The sequence below is a fragment of the Corynebacterium sp. HMSC22B11 genome, assembly GCF_001815965.1.
Lineage (GTDB): Bacteria > Actinomycetota > Actinomycetes > Mycobacteriales > Mycobacteriaceae > Corynebacterium.
In genome coordinates this window covers 26,022-46,760 of record NZ_KV823522.1, presented here as the reverse complement: position 1 = coordinate 46,760, position 20,739 = coordinate 26,022, and the positions used below count along the sequence as shown (strand labels likewise).

At 66.1% G+C, this 20,739-nt stretch carries 16 protein-coding genes; 8 read left to right on the top strand and 8 right to left on the bottom strand.

Annotated features, from left to right (window positions below; genetic code table 11):
• Positions 1-18 precede the first annotated feature (18 nt).
• On the top strand, positions 19-690 hold the full coding sequence (locus HMPREF3088_RS09300; protein WP_070759684.1) for a biliverdin-producing heme oxygenase: 672 nt from the start codon (positions 19-21) through the stop codon (positions 688-690).
• Positions 691-744: 54 nt separating this feature from the next.
• On the opposite strand, the gene cysS is transcribed toward HMPREF3088_RS09300, so the two are convergent.
• Positions 745-2,211: a cysteine--tRNA ligase gene (gene cysS / locus HMPREF3088_RS09295; protein WP_070759761.1), complete on the bottom strand. Its 1,467-nt coding sequence runs from the start codon at positions 2,209-2,211 to the stop codon at positions 745-747.
• 198 nt (positions 2,212-2,409) lie between these two features.
• Here cysS and HMPREF3088_RS09290 point away from each other — a divergent pair, with 198 nt between their 5' ends.
• Complete coding sequence (locus HMPREF3088_RS09290; RefSeq protein WP_070759682.1) at positions 2,410-3,240, top strand: fumarylacetoacetate hydrolase family protein; 831 nt, start codon at positions 2,410-2,412, stop codon at positions 3,238-3,240.
• A 371-nt stretch (positions 3,241-3,611) separates the two neighbouring features.
• Here HMPREF3088_RS09290 and ispF read toward each other — a convergent pair whose 3' ends face one another.
• The 3 genes from ispF to HMPREF3088_RS09270 form a co-directional block, all read right to left on the bottom strand.
• Positions 3,612-4,100, bottom strand: a complete 489-nt coding sequence (gene ispF / locus HMPREF3088_RS09280; RefSeq protein WP_070759677.1) for a 2-C-methyl-D-erythritol 2,4-cyclodiphosphate synthase — start codon at positions 4,098-4,100, stop codon at positions 3,612-3,614.
• A 42-nt stretch (positions 4,101-4,142) separates the two neighbouring features.
• A complete protein-coding gene (locus HMPREF3088_RS09275; protein ID WP_070759675.1) occupies positions 4,143-4,943 on the bottom strand; it encodes an IspD/TarI family cytidylyltransferase in 801 nt (266 codons plus the stop codon).
• Positions 4,944-5,005: 62 nt separating this feature from the next.
• Positions 5,006-5,578: a CarD family transcriptional regulator gene (locus HMPREF3088_RS09270; protein ID WP_070759673.1), complete on the bottom strand. Its 573-nt coding sequence runs from the start codon at positions 5,576-5,578 to the stop codon at positions 5,006-5,008.
• Positions 5,579-5,898: 320 nt separating this feature from the next.
• On the opposite strand from HMPREF3088_RS09270, the gene HMPREF3088_RS09265 reads away from it, so the two are divergent.
• Together HMPREF3088_RS09265 and radA are read left to right on the top strand one after the other, a co-directional pair.
• Positions 5,899-6,471: a hypothetical protein gene (locus HMPREF3088_RS09265; protein ID WP_070759671.1), complete on the top strand. Its 573-nt coding sequence runs from the start codon at positions 5,899-5,901 to the stop codon at positions 6,469-6,471.
• A 132-nt stretch (positions 6,472-6,603) separates the two neighbouring features.
• Positions 6,604-8,004, top strand: a complete 1,401-nt coding sequence (gene radA / locus HMPREF3088_RS09260; protein WP_070759669.1) for a DNA repair protein RadA — start codon at positions 6,604-6,606, stop codon at positions 8,002-8,004.
• Between the two features lie 81 nt (positions 8,005-8,085).
• On the opposite strand, the gene HMPREF3088_RS09255 is transcribed toward radA, so the two are convergent.
• Both HMPREF3088_RS09255 and HMPREF3088_RS09250 read right to left on the bottom strand, forming a co-directional pair.
• A complete protein-coding gene (locus HMPREF3088_RS09255; RefSeq protein WP_070759667.1) occupies positions 8,086-8,853 on the bottom strand; it encodes a hypothetical protein in 768 nt (255 codons plus the stop codon).
• 119 nt (positions 8,854-8,972) lie between these two features.
• Positions 8,973-9,587, bottom strand: coding sequence for a carbonic anhydrase (locus tag HMPREF3088_RS09250; RefSeq protein WP_070759760.1), 615 nt, complete (start codon positions 9,585-9,587; stop codon positions 8,973-8,975).
• Between the two features lie 286 nt (positions 9,588-9,873).
• Between HMPREF3088_RS09250 and HMPREF3088_RS09245 the strand changes: the two genes are divergently transcribed.
• The 3 genes from HMPREF3088_RS09245 to HMPREF3088_RS09235 all read left to right on the top strand — a co-directional run bounded on the left by HMPREF3088_RS09245 (position 9,874) and on the right by HMPREF3088_RS09235 (position 13,891).
• Positions 9,874-10,857, top strand: a complete 984-nt coding sequence (locus HMPREF3088_RS09245) for an HhH-GPD family protein (RefSeq protein ID WP_070759665.1) — start codon at positions 9,874-9,876, stop codon at positions 10,855-10,857.
• Between the two features lie 189 nt (positions 10,858-11,046).
• Entirely contained in the window at positions 11,047-12,438 is a 1,392-nt protein-coding gene (brnQ, locus tag HMPREF3088_RS09240; RefSeq protein ID WP_070759663.1) for a branched-chain amino acid transport system II carrier protein, read from the top strand.
• A gap of 79 nt (positions 12,439-12,517) precedes the next feature.
• Complete coding sequence (locus HMPREF3088_RS09235) at positions 12,518-13,891, top strand: lipase family protein (protein ID WP_070759661.1); 1,374 nt, start codon at positions 12,518-12,520, stop codon at positions 13,889-13,891.
• A 208-nt stretch (positions 13,892-14,099) separates the two neighbouring features.
• Here HMPREF3088_RS09235 and HMPREF3088_RS09230 read toward each other — a convergent pair whose 3' ends face one another.
• On the bottom strand, positions 14,100-16,796 hold the full coding sequence (locus HMPREF3088_RS09230) for an ATP-dependent Clp protease ATP-binding subunit (protein ID WP_070759659.1): 2,697 nt from the start codon (positions 16,794-16,796) through the stop codon (positions 14,100-14,102).
• 401 nt (positions 16,797-17,197) lie between these two features.
• Here HMPREF3088_RS09230 and HMPREF3088_RS09225 point away from each other — a divergent pair, with 401 nt between their 5' ends.
• The gene (locus HMPREF3088_RS09225; RefSeq protein WP_070759657.1) at positions 17,198-18,973 is read left to right on the top strand and encodes an AMP-binding protein; all 1,776 of its coding nucleotides are present in this window, start codon (positions 17,198-17,200) and stop codon (positions 18,971-18,973) included.
• Between the two features lie 118 nt (positions 18,974-19,091).
• Here HMPREF3088_RS09225 and HMPREF3088_RS09220 read toward each other — a convergent pair whose 3' ends face one another.
• Positions 19,092-20,699 (bottom strand): inorganic phosphate transporter, encoded by a 1,608-nt coding sequence (locus HMPREF3088_RS09220; RefSeq protein WP_070759655.1) that lies wholly within the window; start codon positions 20,697-20,699, stop codon positions 19,092-19,094.
• Positions 20,700-20,739 lie beyond the last annotated feature (40 nt).

The following is a 20,739-nucleotide window of genomic DNA, read 5'->3' as shown; positions in this document are numbered from 1 at the left end:
CTTACGGAAGGAAAACCCATGACCACCGCCACCCAGAACACCTTCTATGCCGAGGGTCAGCTCTCCGCCCTGCTCAAGAGCGAGACCGCCCAGGCGCACCACGACGCTGAAAACTCAGTGTTCATGACCCAGCTGCTGGACGGAAAGCTGGATATCAACGCGGTGGCTGCTCTGACTGGCCAGCTCTACTTCATCTACGAAGCCCTCGAATCCGCGGTACGGGCGAACCAGGACACAGCGGAACTGGCCCCGATCTACGATCCGCGCCTGGAGCGGCTTTCTGCGCTGGAGTCCGACCTGGAGCAGCTCTACGGCGGACAGTGGCGCGAGCACATTGCACCGTTGCCGGCGACCCAGAACTACGTCGAGGCCCTGCGCGAGATCGGCACGGAACAGGACGGCGCGGCAGCGCTGGCCCACCACTACGTCCGCTACCTGGGTGATATGTCGGGCGGTCAGGTCATCGCCCGCATGTTTGAGAAGTACTACGGCCTGGATGAGCGCAGCACGTCCTTCTATGATTTCGACGGCATCGGCCGGATCAAGCCCTACCGCGACCGCTACCGCATCACGCTCAACCAGCTCGAGCTCGGCGCCGAGGCCAAAGAAAATATCATTGACTGCGCCAGCGCGGCCTTCGCCATGAACCAGGCAGTGTTCCAGGCCCTAGCTGAGCAGCACGTCCGTTAAACCGCCCACCCCGGCCAGAGGCCGGCGCCACGGGCGTGCCTCAGCGGAGCGGCGCTACTCCTTCAGGCTCCACTGAGCCCCATCGGCGGTATCGGTGACCTCGATACCGGCTGCCGTGAGCCGGTCGCGGACCTCGTCCGCCACTGCCCAGTTCTTCTCCGCGCGAGCCTCCGCCCGGCGCTGCAGATCGTCCTGCACCAGGGAATCCAGGGCGGTCATCGCCGCCGAGGAGCCCTGCCCGGCCATCGTCTGTTCCAGCCAGTGCTCGCCGAATGGATCCACACCCAGGACGCCCATCATCGCACGAACCTGGCCGGCGACCCGCATCACCGTCTCGGTGTCCTTGACCTCGAGGGCCTTATTGCCCTCGCGGACGGCGTCGTGGATGACGGCCAGGGCCTGCGGCACCGCCAGGTCGTCATTCATCTTCTCGGCGAAGGCCTCCGGCCACTGCCCCACAGCCACCAACTGCTCCGGACCGCGGGCAGCCTGCTCACCGGCCGAGGCGGTGGCGGCGTCGTCCTCAATGGCGGCGAGGTAGGCGGCCGCACGCAGCAGGAACTTCTCAATCCTGCGGTAACCGGCGGCGGCCTCGGCCAGCGCGGACTCGGAGTACTCCAGCATGGAGCGGTAGTGGCCGCTGCCCAGGTAGTAGCGCAGCTCCACCGGGCGGACCTTCTCCAGGATGTTCGGCACGCTCAGCACGTTGCCGAGCGACTTGGACATCTTCTCCCCGCTCATGGTCACCCAGCCGTTGTGCATCCAGTACTGGGCGAAACCATCGCCGGCTGCGGTGGCCTGGGCGGCCTCGTTTTCGTGGTGCGGGAACTGTAGGTCCAGCCCGCCGGCGTGGATGTCGAACTCCCCGCCCAGGTAGTTCGTGGCCATCGCGGAGCACTCGATGTGCCAGCCTGGGCGCCCCCGGCCCCACGGCGTATCCCAGGCGGGCTCGCCCGGCTTGGCGGCCTTCCACATGGTGAAGTCGCGGGGGTCCTTCTTACCCGTGCCCGCGGACTCGCCCTGGTCCAGCTCGTCGAGCTTCTGGCCAGAGAGGAAGCCGTAGTTCTCGATCGAGGCGGGCTGGGCATACACGTTGCCGTCGGCGGCGTAGCCGTGGCCGTTATCGATGATGCGCTGCATGTACTCGATCATCTGCGGGACGTGCCCGGTTGCCCGCGGCTCCACGGACGGCGGCAGCACGCCCAGCTGGTCATATGCCCAGGTGAAGGCACGCTCGTGGGTTGCTGCCCACTCCCACCAGGGGCGGTTGTTCTCCGCGGCCTTGGTGAGGATCTTGTCGTCGATGTCGGTGACGTTGCGGACGAACGCGACGTCGTATCCCTGGGCGAGCAGCCAGCGGCGCAGGACGTCGAAGGCCACACCGGAACGGACGTGCCCGATGTGTGGGATGGACTGCACGGTGGCGCCACACAGGTAGATGGAAACCTTGCCTTCGCGCAGCGGGGTGAACTCGCGGACCTTGCGGCTCGCGGTGTCGTAGATGCGCAGCTGGAGCGGCATCGGCTCCGACGCGTCGGTGGGCAAAGAATCAACCATGGTTGGCCGCCTTCGTGGGTCTTGCAGGTTTTTGCTCTGGCGGGCCAGGGCGGATGCGCCCCGTGCCCCTCGTCACCGCAATTGTACTTCGGTGGCCGGTGGCTGCCGACCGGAAGGCTATCCTCGGTAGGCAGTCACCAAAAGACCTGCCCGAGGAGGATCATGGCCCACCGCCTAGCAACCATCGAAACCGCCGGCCGCCTGCGCACCATCCGTGTGGAGAGCTTCGACGGCACGCACGGCACCGGTACCGTCCTGGCCGACGGGGATCTCGGGGGTTTTCTTCAGGACGTCACCCTCTCGGCCTCCGCGAGCGCCGGGGAGAGCATTGAGTTCTCGGCCCGTCAGTTGGCTCCGGTGATTCCGAACCCGCGGAAGGTGCTCTGCACCGGGTTGAATTTCCGGGAGCACATCGTGGAGATGGGGCATCCGGTGCCGGACCACCCCACACTGTTCGCGAAGTTCGCCACGGCGCTGACCACGCCTTATGGGAATGTGCGGGTACCACGTGCGATGGCGCAGAAGCTGGATTATGAGGGCGAGCTAGCGATCGTGATGGGGCACGGTGGCCAGATCGCGGGGTATGCGGTGATGAATGACTTCTCCCAGCGGGATTGGCAGTACCGCACTCAGCAGTGGCTGCAGGGTAAGAATCTGGACGAGTCCAGCGCGCTCGGCCCGTGGCTGACGATGGCCACGGGTGAGAAGGGCCAGCCCTTCGACCCGGTGGCGGAAGGCGCGATGCTGCGGACCTGGGTCAACGGGGAGCTACGTCAGGAGCACAGCCTCGCCGACCTGGTGTTCAAACCGCAGGAGCTGGTCGAGTACGTGGAGAACTTCGCCACGCTGGAGGCCGGCGACGTCATCGCTCTCGGCACACCGGCAGGCGTGGGCCACGGGATGACGCCGCCCCAGTACCTGAGGCACGGGGACACCGTCGAAGTTGAAATCGAGGGCCTGGGCCGGATCTCCAGCACCATCGACGTGCGCTAATTCTTAGGCCGACCATAAAACGGATTTAGCCAAAAACCTTCCGCACCCACCATCGGGCAATATATTGAATATTGCCCTTGGCCGCGTGAACCACATTCGGAAGAAGTAGAGCCCACCGATGCACAGCTGGTTGATATTTCTCATCCTCGCAGTGGGGGCTGCCGTCGGCGCGGCCTCGTCTTCCCACCACTACCGGCACGGAGACGCAGCGCTAGGGCGAACGACGTTGCTCGGAACCACACTGCTCGGGATCCCCGCAGTAGTCATCCTTATTCTGATCCTCAAGGATGGACCCCGCTCAGCGAGCACCGTGGAGCTTCTAGGTTTCGCGATTTACACCTTCATCGTGTCCATTTTCGTGGGCACGCAATTTAAGCGCCAGCCTTCCACACAACCGCGGTAGCGAGAGCGGCCACGCCTTCCCCGCGGCCGGTGAAGCCCATCTTGTCGGTGGTCGTCGCGGAAACGGACACCGGCGCCCCGACGAGCTCGGTGAGGCGGCGCTCGGCCTCCTCCCGGCGCGGCCCCATCTTCGGCCTATTGCCGATCATCTGGGCGGCGACGTTGCCGATCGTGAAACCGTTCTCGGCCAACAGCTGGCGGCACTCCGTGATCAGGCGCTCCCCCGAGACACCGTCGTATTCCTTGCGTCCCACGCCGACGAAGCTGCCCAGGTCCCCCAACCCGGAGGCGCTGAGCAGTGCGTCGACGATGACGTGGCTGACCACGTCGCCGTCGGAATGTCCCTCGCAGCCATCGGCGCCATCGAAGAGTAGCCCGGCCATCCAGCAGGGCTTGCCGGGCTCGACCTGGTGGGCGTCGGAGGCGATGCCGACGCGGGGGATAATCGGCTGGGTCATGGGTGCTCGTTCCTTCCTTGGTCGACCATCATCGGTCGATCATCATCGCTCGACCATCATCTCAGCGATGGCGAAATCCCGCGGGGTGGTGATCTTCATCGCGCGATCGTCGCCGGTGGTGATGGCTACCGGGTAGTCGGCGAGCTCCATGATGGAGGCATCGTCCGTGGCCAGGCGGGCGTGCCCTCGGCCGAGCTCCAGGCCTGCCTGGTACTTCCGATTAGCGTCCATCAGCGCGGAGAAGAGGAAGCCCTGCGGGGTCTGCACCGCCACCAGGCCATCGCGGGCCGGGGTGCCGGTGACCATCCCGTCCGCAATGGTCTTGATCGTGTCCGTCACCGGCAGGGCGGGAACCACTCCCGCCGCGGTGCCCGCCTCCCCGTGGGCGCGGACCTGCTCGACGACCTGGGCGATCATCGCGGGCGGGGTGAGGCAGCGGGCGGCGTCGTGCACCAGCACGATCGCCTCGTCCACCTGCGCGCATTCAACGCAGTCCACGGGCGAGCCGAGCTCGCCCTCCACGAGCTGCAGGCCGGCGAAGACACTATCGGAGCGCTCGGAGCCCCCGGTGCCGGCGCTCACGCGCATCCCCGCCCACGCGGCCTGGTTCGCGGGGTCGTCGAGGATCTCCGCCATGCGCCCCTGCATATCCGGGCTGATCATCACGAAGGTTCGCCCCACCACCCCGGAGCTGGCCAGCCCGTCCAGGGCTCGCTCCACGAGGGTGCGCCCCGCCAGCTCCACGAAGGCCTTGGGCTGATCGGCTCCCAACCGGGTGCCACTGCCCGCCGCGGCGATGACGGCCACCACGGGCAGCGCTGCAGTATCAGTCTTGGAAAACACGTCTCACCCGGCGCTCTCTACTCGTTGAGCCACCCTCGAGGGACGGCTGGCAACCGTGGCTGTTACTTGTTGAGCTCGTCGTCGAGGTCGATGGCGGCGTCCCCCTCGGTATCCGCCGCACGGGCGGCAGCGGCCTGCTCGCGGTGGCGCTCGATGGTCTCGTGCATCTCGGCCAGCATCGCGTCGGCCTTCTTATCGTCGACGCCATCGGCCAGCGCGAGCTCGCCCACCAGGATCTGGCGGGCCTTAGCCAGCATGCGCTTCTCGCCTGCCGAGAGGCCACGATCCTGGTCACGGCGCCACAGATCGCGAACCACCTCGGCGACCTTGTTCTGGTCACCGGAGGTCAGGCGCTCCTGGTTGGCCTTGTAGCGGCGGGACCAGTTGCCTGCCTCCTCGACGTCCGTCTCGCGCAGCACGGAGAAGACCTTGCGCAGGCCCTCCTCGCCGACGACGTCGCGCACGCCCACCTTCTCAGCGTTCGCGGCCGGGACGCGGACGGAAAGATCGCCCTGGTAGAGGCGCAGCACCAGGTAGTCCACCGTCTCACCCTTGAACTCGCGCTGCTCGATCCCCTCGATCTGAGCTGCGCCGTGGTGTGGGTATACGACCGTGTCGCCGACCTTGAAATCCATCCGTGACCTTCCTATTTACGCCCTCGTTGCGCTTTAAAAACCGTGTTCGAGCATACCCGATCGGCCCGCTGCCTGCAGAAAGGCCCGGTCCCGACGAAAAGCCACAATACTTCGGCCAGCGCGCCGACGCTGGCGGGCGACGTCCCCAAATAATAGGGGTAACAACGGGGTGGGATTAGGGGAAAACAGTGGCCTGAACTAGGAATCTGCCCACCCAAGGGGCTATTCTGTGAAGCAGCTATTAGTTTCCGGCCAATTTGCGCCGGGTACGATGACCACAACTGTTGAAAGGCCTTAACCGGCCTAGGCCTAGCCTCACAATGGAGGATCAGAACGTGAAGTCTCAGAAGTCGACCGTTGTCCGCGGTGCCCTCGCCATCGTTGCTGCAGGTGCCGCCCTGGGCATGACCGCTTGCTCCGCTGGTCAGATCACCCAGACCGCAGAGCAGGCCCCGGCCGTGAATGGCCTGCACGCCAAGGAAGGCAACGTGGACGTTTCGGACGTCTCCGTGGTTCTGGGCGCCGACGGCAAGCCGTCCCTGAAGTTCACCGCTTCCAATGCGGAGAACGACGGCAAGGACGTCAAGCTGGTCTCCGCTTCCGTGGACGGCCAGGCTGTGAGCCTGAACGAGACCATCAAGCCGGGCTGCAACCTCGTCGTGGACCGCGAGGATGCCCTGAAGGACCTGGAGAAGGGCGCTAAGGATCAGAAGTGCCTCAGCTACGCCGCTGGTGACGTCTCCGGCGTGAAGGACCTCTACGTCGGCGGCCAGAAGCCGGTGGAGATCAAGTTCGACGATGCCGAGTTCTCCCTGAACGCACCGGTCGTCGCTTACACCCCGGAGGCTGGCGCCTTCGACCGCGACAAGGACGGCCAGCCGACCGACAAGTAGTCGCTACTCGGTTTTAGGTCTGCCGCCGCTCCCCTTCGTTGGGGCGGCGGTTTTTGTTTTCTGCGGGCGCCGACCTGGGATGTTCGATTATCGGCGCGCTCGGCGGAGGGGGTGTCTGCACCGCTGCCTAGAATGACCGGCATGGCAACAAAGCGGAGCTCGAAAACCAGCTACGAATGCACCGAGTGCGGCTACGTCCTGTCCAAGTGGATGGGGCGCTGCCCCAGCTGCGGTGAATGGGGCACGCTCGAGGAGCGCCGCCCCGCCGCCGCGAGCGCGGCCGGGTCCCGCTCCGGTGCCCGGCACCTCGCCGGAGCTACCAGCGATGCCCTGCCGGTCACGGAGATCGACCCGCAGATCGCCAACCACATCCCCTCCGGCTCGGCGGAGCTGGACCGGGTGTTGGGCGGTGGCATCGTCCCTGGCTCTGCGGTGCTGCTCGCGGGCGAACCGGGCGTGGGCAAGTCCACGCTGCTGCTGGAGGTGTCCGCCAACTGGGCTAAGGCCAACCGCTCGGTGCTGATCATCACCGCCGAGGAGTCCGTCGGCCAGGTACGCCACCGCGCGGAGCGCACCAACGCGCTCTCCGAAAAGCTCTACATCGCCGCCGAGCACGACCTGGAGCAGGCGCTGCACCACGTGGATACGGTCAAGCCCGAGCTGATCATTGTGGACTCCCTGCAAACCATGAACGCCAGCGGCGTGGAGGGCGTGCCGGGCGGGGTGACCCAAACCCGCGCCGTGACGTCCACCCTGACCACCCTGGCGAAGCAGTCCGGCACCCCGGTGCTGGCGGTGGGGCACGTAACGAAGGACGGCAACGTCGCAGGGCCGCGCACCATCGAGCACCTCGTGGACGTCGTCCTGCACTTCGAGGGCGACCAGCACTCCTCCCTGCGTTTCCTCCGCGGCATCAAGAACCGCTTCGGCCCCACCGAGGAGGTCGGCTGCTTCGAGCAGACAGCGGAGGGAATCAAGGAGGTGACGGACCCCTCGGGGCTGTTCTTGAATCACCGCACCGAGTCCGTGACGGGTACTGCGGTCACCGTGAAGATGGATGGCCGCCGGGCACTCGTCGGGGAGATCCAAACGCTCGCGGTGGAGACCGAGCAGGGCAATCCGAAGCGCTTCGTCACCGGCATCGAATCGGGCCGAGTGTCCATGATGCTCGCGGTACTTGCCCAACGCTGCGGGATGCAGCTGGGGCGCCGGGAGGTCTACGCCGCGACTGTGGGTGGGATGCGGATCAGCGAGCCGGCCGCGGACCTCGCGCTGGGTCTGGCGCTGGCCTCCACGGCCCAGGACGAGCCACTCCCCCTCGGCCTGTGCGCGATGGGCGAGGTAGGCCTGGGCGGCGAGGTGCGGCGCATCCCGGAGATCAACCAGCGGCTCTCCGAGGCCGCGCGGCTGGGGATGAAGCACGCGATCATCCCGGCGGGCACCAGCCCGAGCGTGCCGAAGGGTTTGGAGGTGCACCAGGTCAAGAACATCGGCCAGGCGCTGAGTGTGGTGCGGCGGCTGCGCGAAAGCTAGCCGCGGGGGCGCCCGCCGCGGGGCTAGCTGTGTGAGGCGCCGGGGCTAATGCCACGGGCGACCCAGGCACGGGGCTAGCCGCTAGCTCATGTTGAACGTCGCAGGCTGGGAGACGTTATCCCCCAGGTGCGCGTAGAGCAGGTAGCTGCCCGGACCCACCGGCTGGCGGGCATCGCACTGATCCGGTGCGGAAGTGGTCCGGGACCAGGAGCCCATCTTGTAGTTCTGGCTCTCCCCCGCCTCGATCGTCACTTCCCCGGTGATGGAGGGCTCGTTGCAGTCCAGGTCACCCCACACGCGGTGGTAGTCATCCATCGCGAAGACCTCGAAGAGCAGCTTGGCCTCGTCCACGTCGATCACGCAGTCCGCCTTCGTGGGGTTCGCGATCTTCGCGTAGAAGGTCGGCTCCTCGCCCGGGTCGAAGGTGGACTTACCCGGCACCGCGGTCACGCGCAGATCCGCGAGCTCACAGCTGGTCTTCTCCGCGGCCGGGTCCTTCGGCTCGGCGTCCTTCTTCTTGTCCTCGGACTTCTTCGCGGCCTGCTTTTCGGATTCGGCCTTCTTGTCCTTCGCGTCCGGCTTCTTTTCTTTTCCGGACGTCGGCGCCGCACTACTGCTCTGCGTGGTATCCGCCGCAGGCGTGCTGGCGTCCTCCTGGGATCCGCCGAGGGAACTGAGCAGCCACCAGAGCAGGAGGATCACTACGACAACCGCGGCGATCGCGGCGATGCGCCTACGACGGTAGACCTCGGGCGGCAGCGGTGGCTGGGCATCACGAGGTGGGCGCTGGCCCCGTTCGGGGTCGCGGCGCCGGAAGCTGTCTCCTGTGTTCCCTGGTCCTGCGTTCACAGCCCCAGATTTTAGTCGGCTTACCTCGAATAATGGCGCTTAAACACGCCCCACCCGCCAGGTAGGGAGGCGGCGAGAACCGGCTCGAGGCAGTGGCGGGCGCAGCAGCCCCGAGCAGCTTAGAGCTGGTCTTCATCCAAACCGAAGGAGATCAGCGGCTCGGCCAAGCCGTCCTCCAGGCGGTAGCGCAGACCCACGACCGCGCAGCGACCCTGCTCCACCTGCTGCTGGATCTCCGGGGACCGGTCCATGATGTGGCGGGTGATCTCCACGACGTGCTGCTTCTCGAAGTCCTGGGAGCCCTCCCGGCCCTCGCGGCGGGCCGCCAGCAGGGATGGGGTGACCTTCTCCACCAGCACACGTTGGAAACCATTCGGCAGCTGGCCGGTGTTCAGCGCGGTCTGCGCCGCGGCCACCGCACCGCAGGCCTCGTGGCCCAGCACCAGCACCAGCGGCACACCCAGCCCGTCCACGGCGAACTCCAGGGAGGCCAGCACGGACAGGTCCGTGATCTCCCCGGCGGTGCGGATCACGAAGACATCCCCCAGACCCTGGTCGAAGACGATCTCCACCGGCACGCGGGAGTCCGAGCACGCCAGGACCACAGCGTGCGGGCGCTGGCCTGCGGTGAGGACATGGCGGCGGTTGACGTCCTGATTCGGGTGGGCAACATCCTCGCTCATGAAGCGGCGGTTGCCATCTCGCATCGCGACCCAGGCCTGCTCCGGGGTCATGGTCTGCTGCTGGGCGGTGGCCTCCGGCGACTCTGTGTTGGCCTGCTGGCCAGGTACAGTATTCGAAGGGCTTTCAGGGCTGCGGGAGTCAGTCATGGCTTCAATCTTGCTCTTAAAGCTTTCCCAGGACAATTTTGTAGGACAATCCGGCAGGTGGGAACCCCCACCGCCTTCGAACAACCGCTGTAATCCACTCTCCGATGCGCTTTCACCAGGCACCCCGCCCACACCGCGCGGGACACATCGCAGGGCAAGGTTCACCCCGACACCCCGGGGAGGTGGCCGAATGACACTCCCAACCGCAGAGGGTCAGCAGGAAACCACCTTCGACCTTGCCCTCATCAGCGCACTGAACCACTGGTTCGCACGCAACGCGCGCGACCTGCCCTGGCGCCACGTCGGCACCAGCCCGTGGGCAATCCTGGTGAGTGAAGTGATGTCGCAGCAGACCCCCGTCGCCCGCGTCGCCCCGCGGTGGCAGGCCTGGCTACAGCGCTGGCCCACCCCGGACGCGCTCGCAACCGCTGCCACCGCGGACGTCATCCGCGAATGGGGAAACCTGGGCTATCCGCGCCGCGCCCTGCGGCTGCAGGAATGCGCCCAGGCCTGCGTGGAGCGCTTCGACGGGGAACTGCCCAGCAGCGTCGCCGAACTGGAAAGCCTGCCCGGGGTCGGCAGCTACACCGCCCGAGCGGTGGCCGCCTACGCCTTCGAGCAGGCGGTTCCCGTGGTGGACACCAACGTCCGTCGCGTGTGCCACCGGGCAGCCCACGGCAACTTCCTCCAGGGACCGGCACGCAGCCGCGACCTGGCGGACGTCGCCGACATGATGCCTTGGGTGGACCACGACCCCACCCTGGACCGGCGCGGCTACCGCAACGCGGGGCACGACCGTCGTCACCGGGATGCAGCGCTGCTCATGACCGCCTCCCTGATGGAGCTGGGCAGCCTGATCTGCCAGGCCCGCACCCCGCAGTGCGAGCTCTGCCCCATCGCCGCGCGCTGCGCGTGGGTGGCGGCAGGCAAGCCCGAGCCGACGGAAGAGGAAAAATCCGCCGCCGCCCGGCGCGTCCAGAAGTTCGAAGGCACGGACCGACAGGTTCGGGGCCTCGTCCTCAAAACCCTGAGAGAATCTGCGACCACCCACGTCGCAGTCGATGAGATCGATCAACTGTGGCCCGATCGGGTTCAGCTTTCGCGAGCGGTGGATTCCCTCGTGGCTGACCGACTGATCGAGCGCACCAACGCCGGGATTACCCTTCCCGACTAGTTGATTCTTACTGGGGCACCCTAACCTCTACTTAAATACGTTTATTCTGATCCGCCTCTGGTTCACCCTCGAGCGGCACCACCGCCACAACCGGCCGCGCTTGCTCACGCCACCCCACCCGGGGGTGTGGTTGAACCTGGTCCTAGGCCGCCACCGCGCGGATCGTCGCTGTAGAAAGGCCCTCATTTCATGAGTTCCGGAACCTCCACTCAGTCCGCGGCTGGCCGTGGCACGGCGAAACCCGCCGCCTCGATCTTCGCCGTCGGGCTGATGCTGTTTTCGATGTTCTTCGGCGCCGGCAACCTGATCTTCCCGCCCATGCTGGGGATCGAGTCCGGCGAGAACTTCACCCCCGCCATCATCGGCTTCATCCTCACCGGCGTGCTGCTGCCGACCATCACGATCATCGCGGTGGCTATCTCCGGCGCCGGGGTGCGCCAGCTGGCGTCGCGCGCGGGCGCGGCGTTCGGCCTGGTGTTTTCCATCGCCGCCTACCTATCCATCGGCTCCTTCTACGCCATGCCGCGCGCCGCCGCGATCGGCTACGAGCTGGGCATCGAGTCCACCTTCGGCCTGTCCGGCCAGGCGTGGCGCCTGGTGACCACCGCGATCTTCTTCACGGTGGCTTTCGCGATCGTCCTGTTCCCCGGCAAGGTCGCTGACACCCTGGGTAACTTCCTGACGCCGCTGCTGCTGGCCTTGATCGCCATCCTCGCGGTGCTGGGTTTCATGAAGCTCAACGGCGAACCCGCTGCCGCGACCGGCGAGTATGCCAGCAGCCCGCTGACCGCGGGCATCCTGGAAGGCTACTTCACGATGGACTCCATCGCGGCGATGGCCTTCGCGATCATCGTGGTGAGCTCCTTCAACTCCCACGGCGTCAAGGAGCGCAAGACGGTCGTCAAGTACTCCTCGATCTCCGCGGTGCTGGCTGGTTTCTTCCTGCTGATCGTGTACCTCGCCCTGGGCGTGATGGGCACGAAGATGCCGGATAAGGGGCAGTATTCGGACGGTGCAGCGGTGCTGTCGCAGGCGTCGAAGCTCTCCCTGGGAACGGCCGGTGACATGGTCTTCTCCGGCGTGGTGCTGCTCGCCTGCTTGACGACGGCAGTTGGCCTGATCGCGGCGTCGGCATCCTTCTTCCACGAGCTGGTTCCTGCGATCAGCTACCGCTGGTGGTCCGTGGTCTTCACCCTGATTGGCTTCACGGTGGCCAACCTCGGCCTGGAGAAGATCCTGAGCTTCTCCGGCCCGATCATCGGCCTGATTTACCCGCCGGCAATCGCGCTGATCGCGGTGACCTTCACGCAGCTGGCGGTGCGTGGCCGCCCGATTCCGTTGACCTACCGCGCTGCCGTCGCGGTCGCCCTGGTGTTCTCCATCATCGACCTGCTGAGCGACCTGCTGGGCGAGACGATGGACGGTATCACCGGTGACCTGAGTGTGATTCCGCTGTACCCGGAGGGTCTGGGCTGGGTGCTGCCCACGATCGTCGTCGGCGCTATTGCGCTGGTGGTGGATCTGAGCCGGAAGGACTCGAGCCACGAGGCTGACGCGCTGGCTGTCGCCGAAGCGGAATAGTAATTTCCCCGACGCAATAGTGTTCCTGCCGATAGGATCTAGCTGTTATCTGCCAGCCACGATCCTCCAAGGAGCACGCATGTTCAGCCTTCGCTCGGACAACCCCCGACGCACCAGCCGCGCGGCGAGCCTCACCGCCGCCGCTGCCATCACCGCCGTCGCGCTGCCACTTTCTGTGGCCGGCGCGGCGGCGTCCCCGCTTTATGGCTCCGTCGAGGGCGCGTGGCGGGGTTCGTCGGAGATGGGTTCCGGGGCCGCGCTCGGCAGCTCCATGCCGAACTACGATCCGGATAACTTCTACAGCTCCCTGCCGGAGTACGTGGAGGGCAAGCCCGGCCAGGTGCTGAAGACCGGCCCGAGCACGCTCGCGCTGGGGCTGCCGTTCGTAGACCTGACGAACAGCAAGGCCACCCGGGTGGCCTACGTGTCCACCGACTCGAATGGCAAGACCATCCCGGTCACCGGCACCATCTACGAGTCCTCGAAGCCGTGGCGGGGTAAGGGGCCGCGCCCGCTGATGCTGATCGCCCCCGGCACCCAGGGCTCCTCCAACGCCTGTGCGCCGGGCAAGCTCGCGCCGTGGGGGCTGGAGTACGAGGCGCTGCCCGCCCTGCAGGCACTGATGCGCGGCTGGGATGTCGCGCTGACCGACCTGCCGGGCCTGGGGACCCGCGCGCAGCACACGTACATGAACCGCGTGGCCCAGGGGAACGCGACGCTGGATATCGGCCGCGCCGCGAAAAACATGGGCATCCGTGGGGTCAGCGACAAGACCCCGGTGGCGACCTGGGGCTACTCCCAGGGCGGTGGGGCAAGTGCTTCTGCCCTGGAGCTGGCGGATTCCTACGCCCCGGAGCTGAACCTCGTCGCAGGCTACGCGGGCGGCATCCCGGCGAACCTGGGCGTGGTGGCTGGCACCATCGATAACGGCGCGCTGGCCGCGGCCCTCGGCTACGCCATCAACGGCCTGCTGTACTCCGATCCGGAGCTGCGCGAGCCGATCTACTCGAAGCTCAACGACAAGGGTCGGAAGCTGCTGGAGCAGACGAAGGACGAGTGTGTGCCGGAGTCCCTGCTCCGCCACGCATATAAGGACACCCGCACCCTCACCAAGGATGGTTCCTCCCTGACGCAGCTAATGCAGGAGGAGCCGATCGCCAGCGCGGTGCAGAAGCAGCTGATCGGCACGCTCTCCCCGTCCGTCCCGGTGTACATCGGGCAGGGCAAGAACGACGACACGATCCCGGCCTCCCAGGCCCGCGACCTGGCCCGCAGCTGGCTGGGCAAGGGGGTGAAGGTGTACTACCGGGAGCAAGACGTGCCGAGCGTGGCGCCGCTGGTGGATCACGTGATCCCGATGATGGCGAACCTCTCCCCCGCGGTGCTGTGGTTGGAGAAGGTCATTAATGGCCAGCCTTATGAGCTGTCCACCGCAGACCAGATCCCGCGCTAGAAGCAACCTGCTGGGTCGCTCAGCCCGACCCCGCACCACCTCGGGACTGTCTCGACGCTGCCGCTGCCCGCCCCGGCGCTGCACCGCGTCGCACTGCGCCGACGCATAACGCCCCGGACATAGCAAGAGCCGCGGCCACCCGTTACTGGGTGTGCCGCGGCTCGTTAACTTTGGCCGGTTTTCCGGCTATGCCGTCCCGGGGAGGGGCTTAGTCCTCGGACTGTTCCTCGGAGCCGGTGCTTTCGCCAGCGTCCTCGCCGGTAGCGCCCTCCTCGGGCACGTCGCCGGCCGCCGCGGAGGCGACGGAGGCCTTGGCCTCCTCGGCCGGGCTCTGATGCGCCTCGCCACCGTCGACCTCGAAGTCAGCGGCGTCGAACTCCGGCAGCGGCTTCGGCTTGGAGCCGAAGACGAACTTCGCATCCTTGCCGGCGGACTCGCCGTCCCAGTTCTCCACGTCCACGGTGACGATCTCGCCTGCACCGAACTCGCCGAAGAGGATCTTCTCGGAGAGCTCGTCCTCGATCTCGCGCTGGATCGTGCGACGCAGTGGGCGGGCACCCAGGACCGGGTCGAAGCCACGCTTGGCGAGGAGGTTCTTGGCCTTCTCGCTGACCTCGATGCCCATGTCCTTGTCCTCCAGGGCGCGGCGGACGCGGCCCATGAGCAGGTCCACCATCTGGACGATCTGCTCGCGGGTGAGCTGGTGGAAGACCACGATGTCGTCGATACGGTTCAGGAACTCCGGGCGGAAGTGCTTCTTCAGCTCGTCATCTACCTTGGACTTCATCCGCTCGTACTGCGCGGCCTCGTCCTGCTCGCCGGCGTTGGAGAAGCCCATGCCCACGGCCTTGGAGATATCCCTGGTACCCAGGTTCGAGGTGAAGATCAGCACCGTGTTCTTGAAGTCCACGATGCGGCCCTGGCCATCGGTCAGGCGACCTTCCTCCAGCACCTGGAGCAGCGTGTTGTAGATGTCCTTATCGGCCTTCTCGATCTCGTCGAAGAGGACGACGGAGAACGGCTTGCGGCGGACCTTCTCGGTCAGCTGGCCGCCCTCGTCGTAGCCGACGTATCCCGGAGGGGCACCGAAGAGGCGGGAGGCGGTGAACTTGTCGTGGAACTCACCCATGTCCACCTGGATCAGGGCGTCGTCGTCGCCGAAGAGGAACTCGGCGAGCGCCTTGGACAGCTCCGTCTTACCCACACCGGACGGACCGGCGAAGATGAAGGAGCCGGACGGGCGGTTCGGATCCTTCAGGCCGGCACGGGTGCGGCGGATCGCGCGGGAGACGGCCTTGACGGCATCGTCCTGGCCGATGATGCGCTTGTGCAGCTCGCCTTCCATGTCCAGCAGTCGGGAGGATTCCTCCTCCGTCAGCTTGAACACCGGGATGCCGGTCCAGTTGGCCAACACCTCTGCGATCTGCTCCTCGTCGACCTCGGCGACCTCATCGAGCTCGCCGGCGCGCCAGGCCTTTTCCTTCTCGGCGCGCTCCTCGGTCAGGGTGCGCTCGTCGTCGCGCAGCGCCGCTGCCTTCTCGAAGTCCTGCTCATCGATCGCGGCCTCCTTCTTGCGGCGGACCTCAGCGATCTTGTCGTCGACTTCCTGGACGGACTTCGGCGCGGTGAGGCGCTTGATGCGCATGCGCGCGCCTGCCTCGTCGAGCAGGTCAACAGCCTTATCCGGCAGGAAGCGGTCGTTGATGTAGCGGTCGGCCAGGGTGGCGGCGGAACGCAGGGCACCGTCGGTGATGGACACACGGTGGTGAGCCTCGTAGCGGTCGCGCAGACCCTTCAGGATCTCGATGGTGTCCGCGACGGACGGCTCCGGCACCTGAACCGGCTGGAAACGGCGCTCCAGGGCGGCGTCCTTCTCGATGTGCTTGCGGTACTCCTCCAGCGTGGTGGCACCGATGGTCTGCAGCTCGCCGCGGGCCAGCTTCGGCTTCAGGATGGAGGCGGCGTCGATTGCGCCCTCCGCGGCACCGGCACCGACGAGGGTGTGGATCTCGTCGATGAACAGGATGATGTCGCCGCGCTGGTTGATCTCCTTGAGTACCTTCTTCAGGCGCTCCTCGAAGTCACCGCGGTAGCGGGAGCCCGCGACCAGGGAGCCCAGGTCCAGGGAGTAGACCTGCTTATCGCGCAGGGTCTCCGGGACCTTGCCGTTGACGATGTCCAGGGCCAGGCCCTCGACGACGGCGGTCTTACCCACGCCCGGCTCGCCGATGAGCACCGGGTTGTTCTTGGTGCGGCGGGAGAGCACCTGCATGATGCGCTCGATCTCGCCGGCGCGGCCGACAACGGGGTCCAGCTTGCCGTCCTTAGCGGCCTGCGTGAGGTTGCGGCCGAACTGGTCCAGGACCAGGGAGTTGGACTTCTGGCCCGCCTTGGCTCCGCCCTGGCCAGACGGGGCGACACCGGCGACGGCCGGCTGGTCCGGGGCCTCCTCGTGCTCGCCACCACCCTCGTAGCCGGAGAGCAGCTGAATAACCTGCTGGCGAACGCGGGACAGGTCGGCGCCCAGCTTCACCAGCACCTGGGCGGCAACACCCTCGCCCTCGCGGATGAGGCCGAGCAGGATGTGCTCGGTGCCGATGTACTTGTGGCCGAGCTGCAGCGCCTCGCGCAGGGCCAGCTCCAGCACCTTCTTGGCGCGTGGGGTAAACGGGATATAACCGCTCGGCGGGTTGCCACCGGAGCCGATGATCTCCTTAACCTCGGTACGCACCGCGTCGAGGGAAATCCCCATGGACTCGAGCGCCTTGGCGGCCACCCCTTCACCCTCTTGGATCAGCCCCAGGAGGATGTGCTCGGTACCGATGTAATTGTGATTCAGCGCTCGCGCTTCCTCTTGTGCCAAGACGACAACGCGTCGTGCCCGGTCGGTAAACCTTTCGAACATTTATCTCCCTTTTCGCTCGTGCGCTTTGATGCCCCACCATAACCGGGCAAGCGCCTTCCTTAAATCGCATTTCGTACAACGCCGGGAGCCCCGAAGACTATTCCGGCTGCCACATGCACCCCTCCCCCAATAAAAGACCAGTTCACACGGCTTTTCCGGCGCCAATAATCCTCAGTTTTCGGCCTGTACGCTCCTAGCGAACACCCGCCAAAACTAGCCGCTTCCATCACTCAGCGAAGCCTCATCGGCGCCGATATCAGCAAAGCTAAACGTGATCCACATCACTTAGATAGGGTGACCAACATAGCTATTAGGTTGGCAAAGCTACCCACCTATCGCTGCAGAACCAGGCGCGGGGGAACGCCCGTGCAGACACATCCGATTCGACAGGGGTAATCGCAATGACCGACACGTTCTCACCCGCAGGCCCGGCAGGCATCAAGGAAAAGCTCAGCCACACACTCGGTTCGGCGGGCACGCTCGCGCTCGGCACTCTCCCCCTGATGCGTTCCGGCGTGCTGGGCTCGATGACGCCCGTCGCCGCCGCGAAGGCTTTGGGTTCCATGTACCAGTGGGAGTTCCAGCCCGCCTCCCTGCTGGCCATTGGCGCCGCCCGCGACCCGTTCCACACCGCGATCATCGACGACCGCGGCTCCATGACCTATCAGGAGCTGCACAACCAGGTGAACCAGCTCGCGAAGGCACTGTTCCGCATCGGCATCCGGGAGCGCGACCGCATCGGCGTGCTGACCCGCAACCACCGCGGCTTCATCATGGCGCTGTGCGCCCACGGCCGCCTGGGCACCGACCTGGTCCTGTTCAACACCGGGGCTTCGGCCGAACAGACCCGCGCGGTCGCTCGCGAGAACAAGCTGGACGTCCTGTTCATCGACGAGGAGTTCATCCCGCTGCTGCCGAAGGGTTTCGACGACTGCCCCGTCATCGTCGCCCACGAGTTTGGCGACACCATCGGGCTCACCCGGGAGGCCGAGGAGGCACTGCCCGCGGACTCGAATATCCGCGACGCCCTGGAGATGGAGGACCACGCGACCCGCAGCGAGGACTGGCCGTCGCTGAGCCTGGTGCTGCGCACCACCCCGGCAGAGCAGACGATTCCGTCCCGCCCCCGCCGTGGCCGCACCATCATCCTGACCTCCGGAACAACCGGAACCCCGCGCGGCACCCGCCGTCCGGAGCCGCCGAGCTACCTGCCGGCGTCCTCGATCATGAGCCGGATCCCGCTGAAGGCACGCCGCCCGTTCTACCTGGCAGCCCCGATGTTCCACACCTGGGGTTTTGCGAATATCCAGCTGGCGCTCGCACTCCGCTCGACGATGGTGATGCAGCGCAAGTTCCGCCCGGAGGATGCGGTGCAGCTCATCGAGGCCAACCGCCCGTATGCGATCGCCATCGTGCCGACGATGCTGCGTCGCCTGCTGGAGGCTGTGCCGGAGGGCATGGACCCGGGCACGAAGGTCATTGCCGCCTCCGGCGAGCCGATCCCGCCGCAGATCGTGGAGAAGACCTTCGAGAAGTTCGGGCCCGCGCTCTACAACCTCTACGGCTCCACCGAGGTCAGCTGGGCCACGATCGCCAACCCAGATGACCTGCAGCGCCACCCGAATACCGCGGGCAAGCCGCCGATGGCCACGGTGGTCAAGGTCCTGGACGAGGACTTCCGCGAGTGCCCGGACGGCGAGGTTGGCCGCATCTTCGTCGCCAACAACATGATGTTCGAGGGCTACACCCGACCGGGCAAGGACAAGGAGACCCACGAGGGAATGATCGCCACCGGCGACCTGGGGTACTGGGAGGACGGCCTGCTGTTCGTCTCCGGCCGCTCGGACGACATGGTCGTCTCCGGTGGCGAGAACGTCTACCCCACCGATACCGAGCACATCATCGGCACCCTGCCGGAGATCCTCGAGGTCTGCGTCCAGGGCGTTCCGGACGACGAGTTCGGCCAGGCGCTGTGCGCGTGGATCGTCACGAAGGAGGAGCTGAGCGCGGCCGATAAGCAGAAGCTGCAGGAGGAGATCAAAGCGACAGTCTCCAAGCAGCTGGCCCGCTTCTCCGTGCCGCGCCACTTCGTGTACGTGGACTCCCTGCCCCGCAACGCGGTGGGCAAGGTCGTGCGCCGCGAGCTGCCACGGCCAAAGTCCGCAGCCGCTGCTTAAGCCGGCGGGCTGAGGGCCTCTCAGGCGCGCCCCGGCCGCACCTCGGCCACCAGCACAGCACAGCGCCCCGGGTGTTTCTCCACCCGGGGCGCTGTTGTGTGCTTAGACTTCTCGGCTCTTAGAAGATCCAGCCGATCAGCAGGACGCCCACCGCACCGATCAGCGCGGCAGCCGGAATCGTGATGACCCACGCCAGGGCGATCGGCTTCATCAGGCGCCAGTTCGCGGCACGGTTGACGATGCCCACGCCCAGCACCGCACCGATCAGGATGTGCGTGGAGGACACCGGCAGGCCGGAGATGGACGCCGCCATCACCACACCCGCGGCGGCGAGCTCAGCAGCAAAACCAGAGGCCGGGTGAATGTGGGTCAGCCCCGTGCCAACCGTCTCGATCACCTTGCGGCCAATGAACCACAGACCGGAGATCAGAGCCACACCGGCGGCAAGCATCAGCGCCATCGGCACCGGAGCGGTCGCGTTGATGGAGTCGGTCTTCAGCACGTCGAAGATCGCAGCAAAGGGACCCACCGCATTCGCGATGTCATTGGAACCATGAGAGAAGGCGAAGGCGGAGGCGGTGAAGACCTGCATCCAGCTGAACATCACGAAGGTTGCACGGTCCACGGTGTAGCGGCGCAGCCCGGTGGTGAAGGAACGCAGGGTGAGGAACACCGCGATACCCACGATCGCGACGATCCCGAAGACCATGGCGCTGGTCATGTTCGGCAGGATGTTGCTCAGGCTCTTCAGCAGGAGCATGCCGGTGATGATCATTGCGCCAAGGGCAGCCAGCGACGGGCCCCAGGTCTCCAGGGCGCGGTGAGCTTCGATCTCCCGCTCGTCCTTCTCGATGACGACGAGCTCGCGGTAGTAGTCGGATTCCAGGTTCTGCGGCTCGGCGCGCCCGGTGATGTAGACGGAGGCGTCGCGGGCGATGGTCTGGGTATAAGCCGCGCGCTGCACCTCATTGAGGCGGGAGAAGAGGTCCTTGTGGCGCTTCCTGTGCTCGCTGCGGCGCTCCTGCATCTCGCGCATCTTGTGCTCGACCTCATCGTTGTAGCGCAGCACGTGACGCTTGATGAAGGAGTACAGGAGAAGGGCGACCACGCCACCCAGCACTGGGGAAAGCACCCAGCTCATCGCGATCTCGCCGATCTTGCCCCACTGGACCATCTCCAGGCCGCCGGTGCCCGTGGCAATGCCCTGGGCCACCGCGGCGCCGACGATGCCGCCGATGATCGAGTGGGTGGTGGAGACCGGCCAGCCCTTGCGGGTCGCGATCAGCAGCCATAGTGCCGCGCCGAGGAGGGCGGCCATCATGATGTAAGCGAAGTGCTGCGGGTCGAGGTTCACGCCGTCCAGGTCGACAATGCCGGAACGGACGGTATCCGTGACGTCACCGCCGGCGATCAGCGCACCACCGACCTCGAAGATGGCGGCGATGAGCAGCGCCTGCTTGATGGTCAGTGTCTTCGCACCGACCGAGGTGCCGAAGGAGTTCGCGACGTCGTTACCGCCGATGTTGAACGCCATGAACATGCCGAAGATGATCGTGACGATCAGGATCCCGATGTTCGCGGACTCCGGCATGAGATCCACGGACCACCAGGTCAGTGCGAGAACCGCGAGGAGCAGCAACCCGCCGAAGATGGTGTGCCACCAGAAGTCGTTTTCTTGTCCTGCTGCGCTCCCGTTAATGGGGGCTTTGGTCTCCGGTTGAGACATTCAGTGCTGACCTAACTCGTGAATCAAACAGTTGCGAATA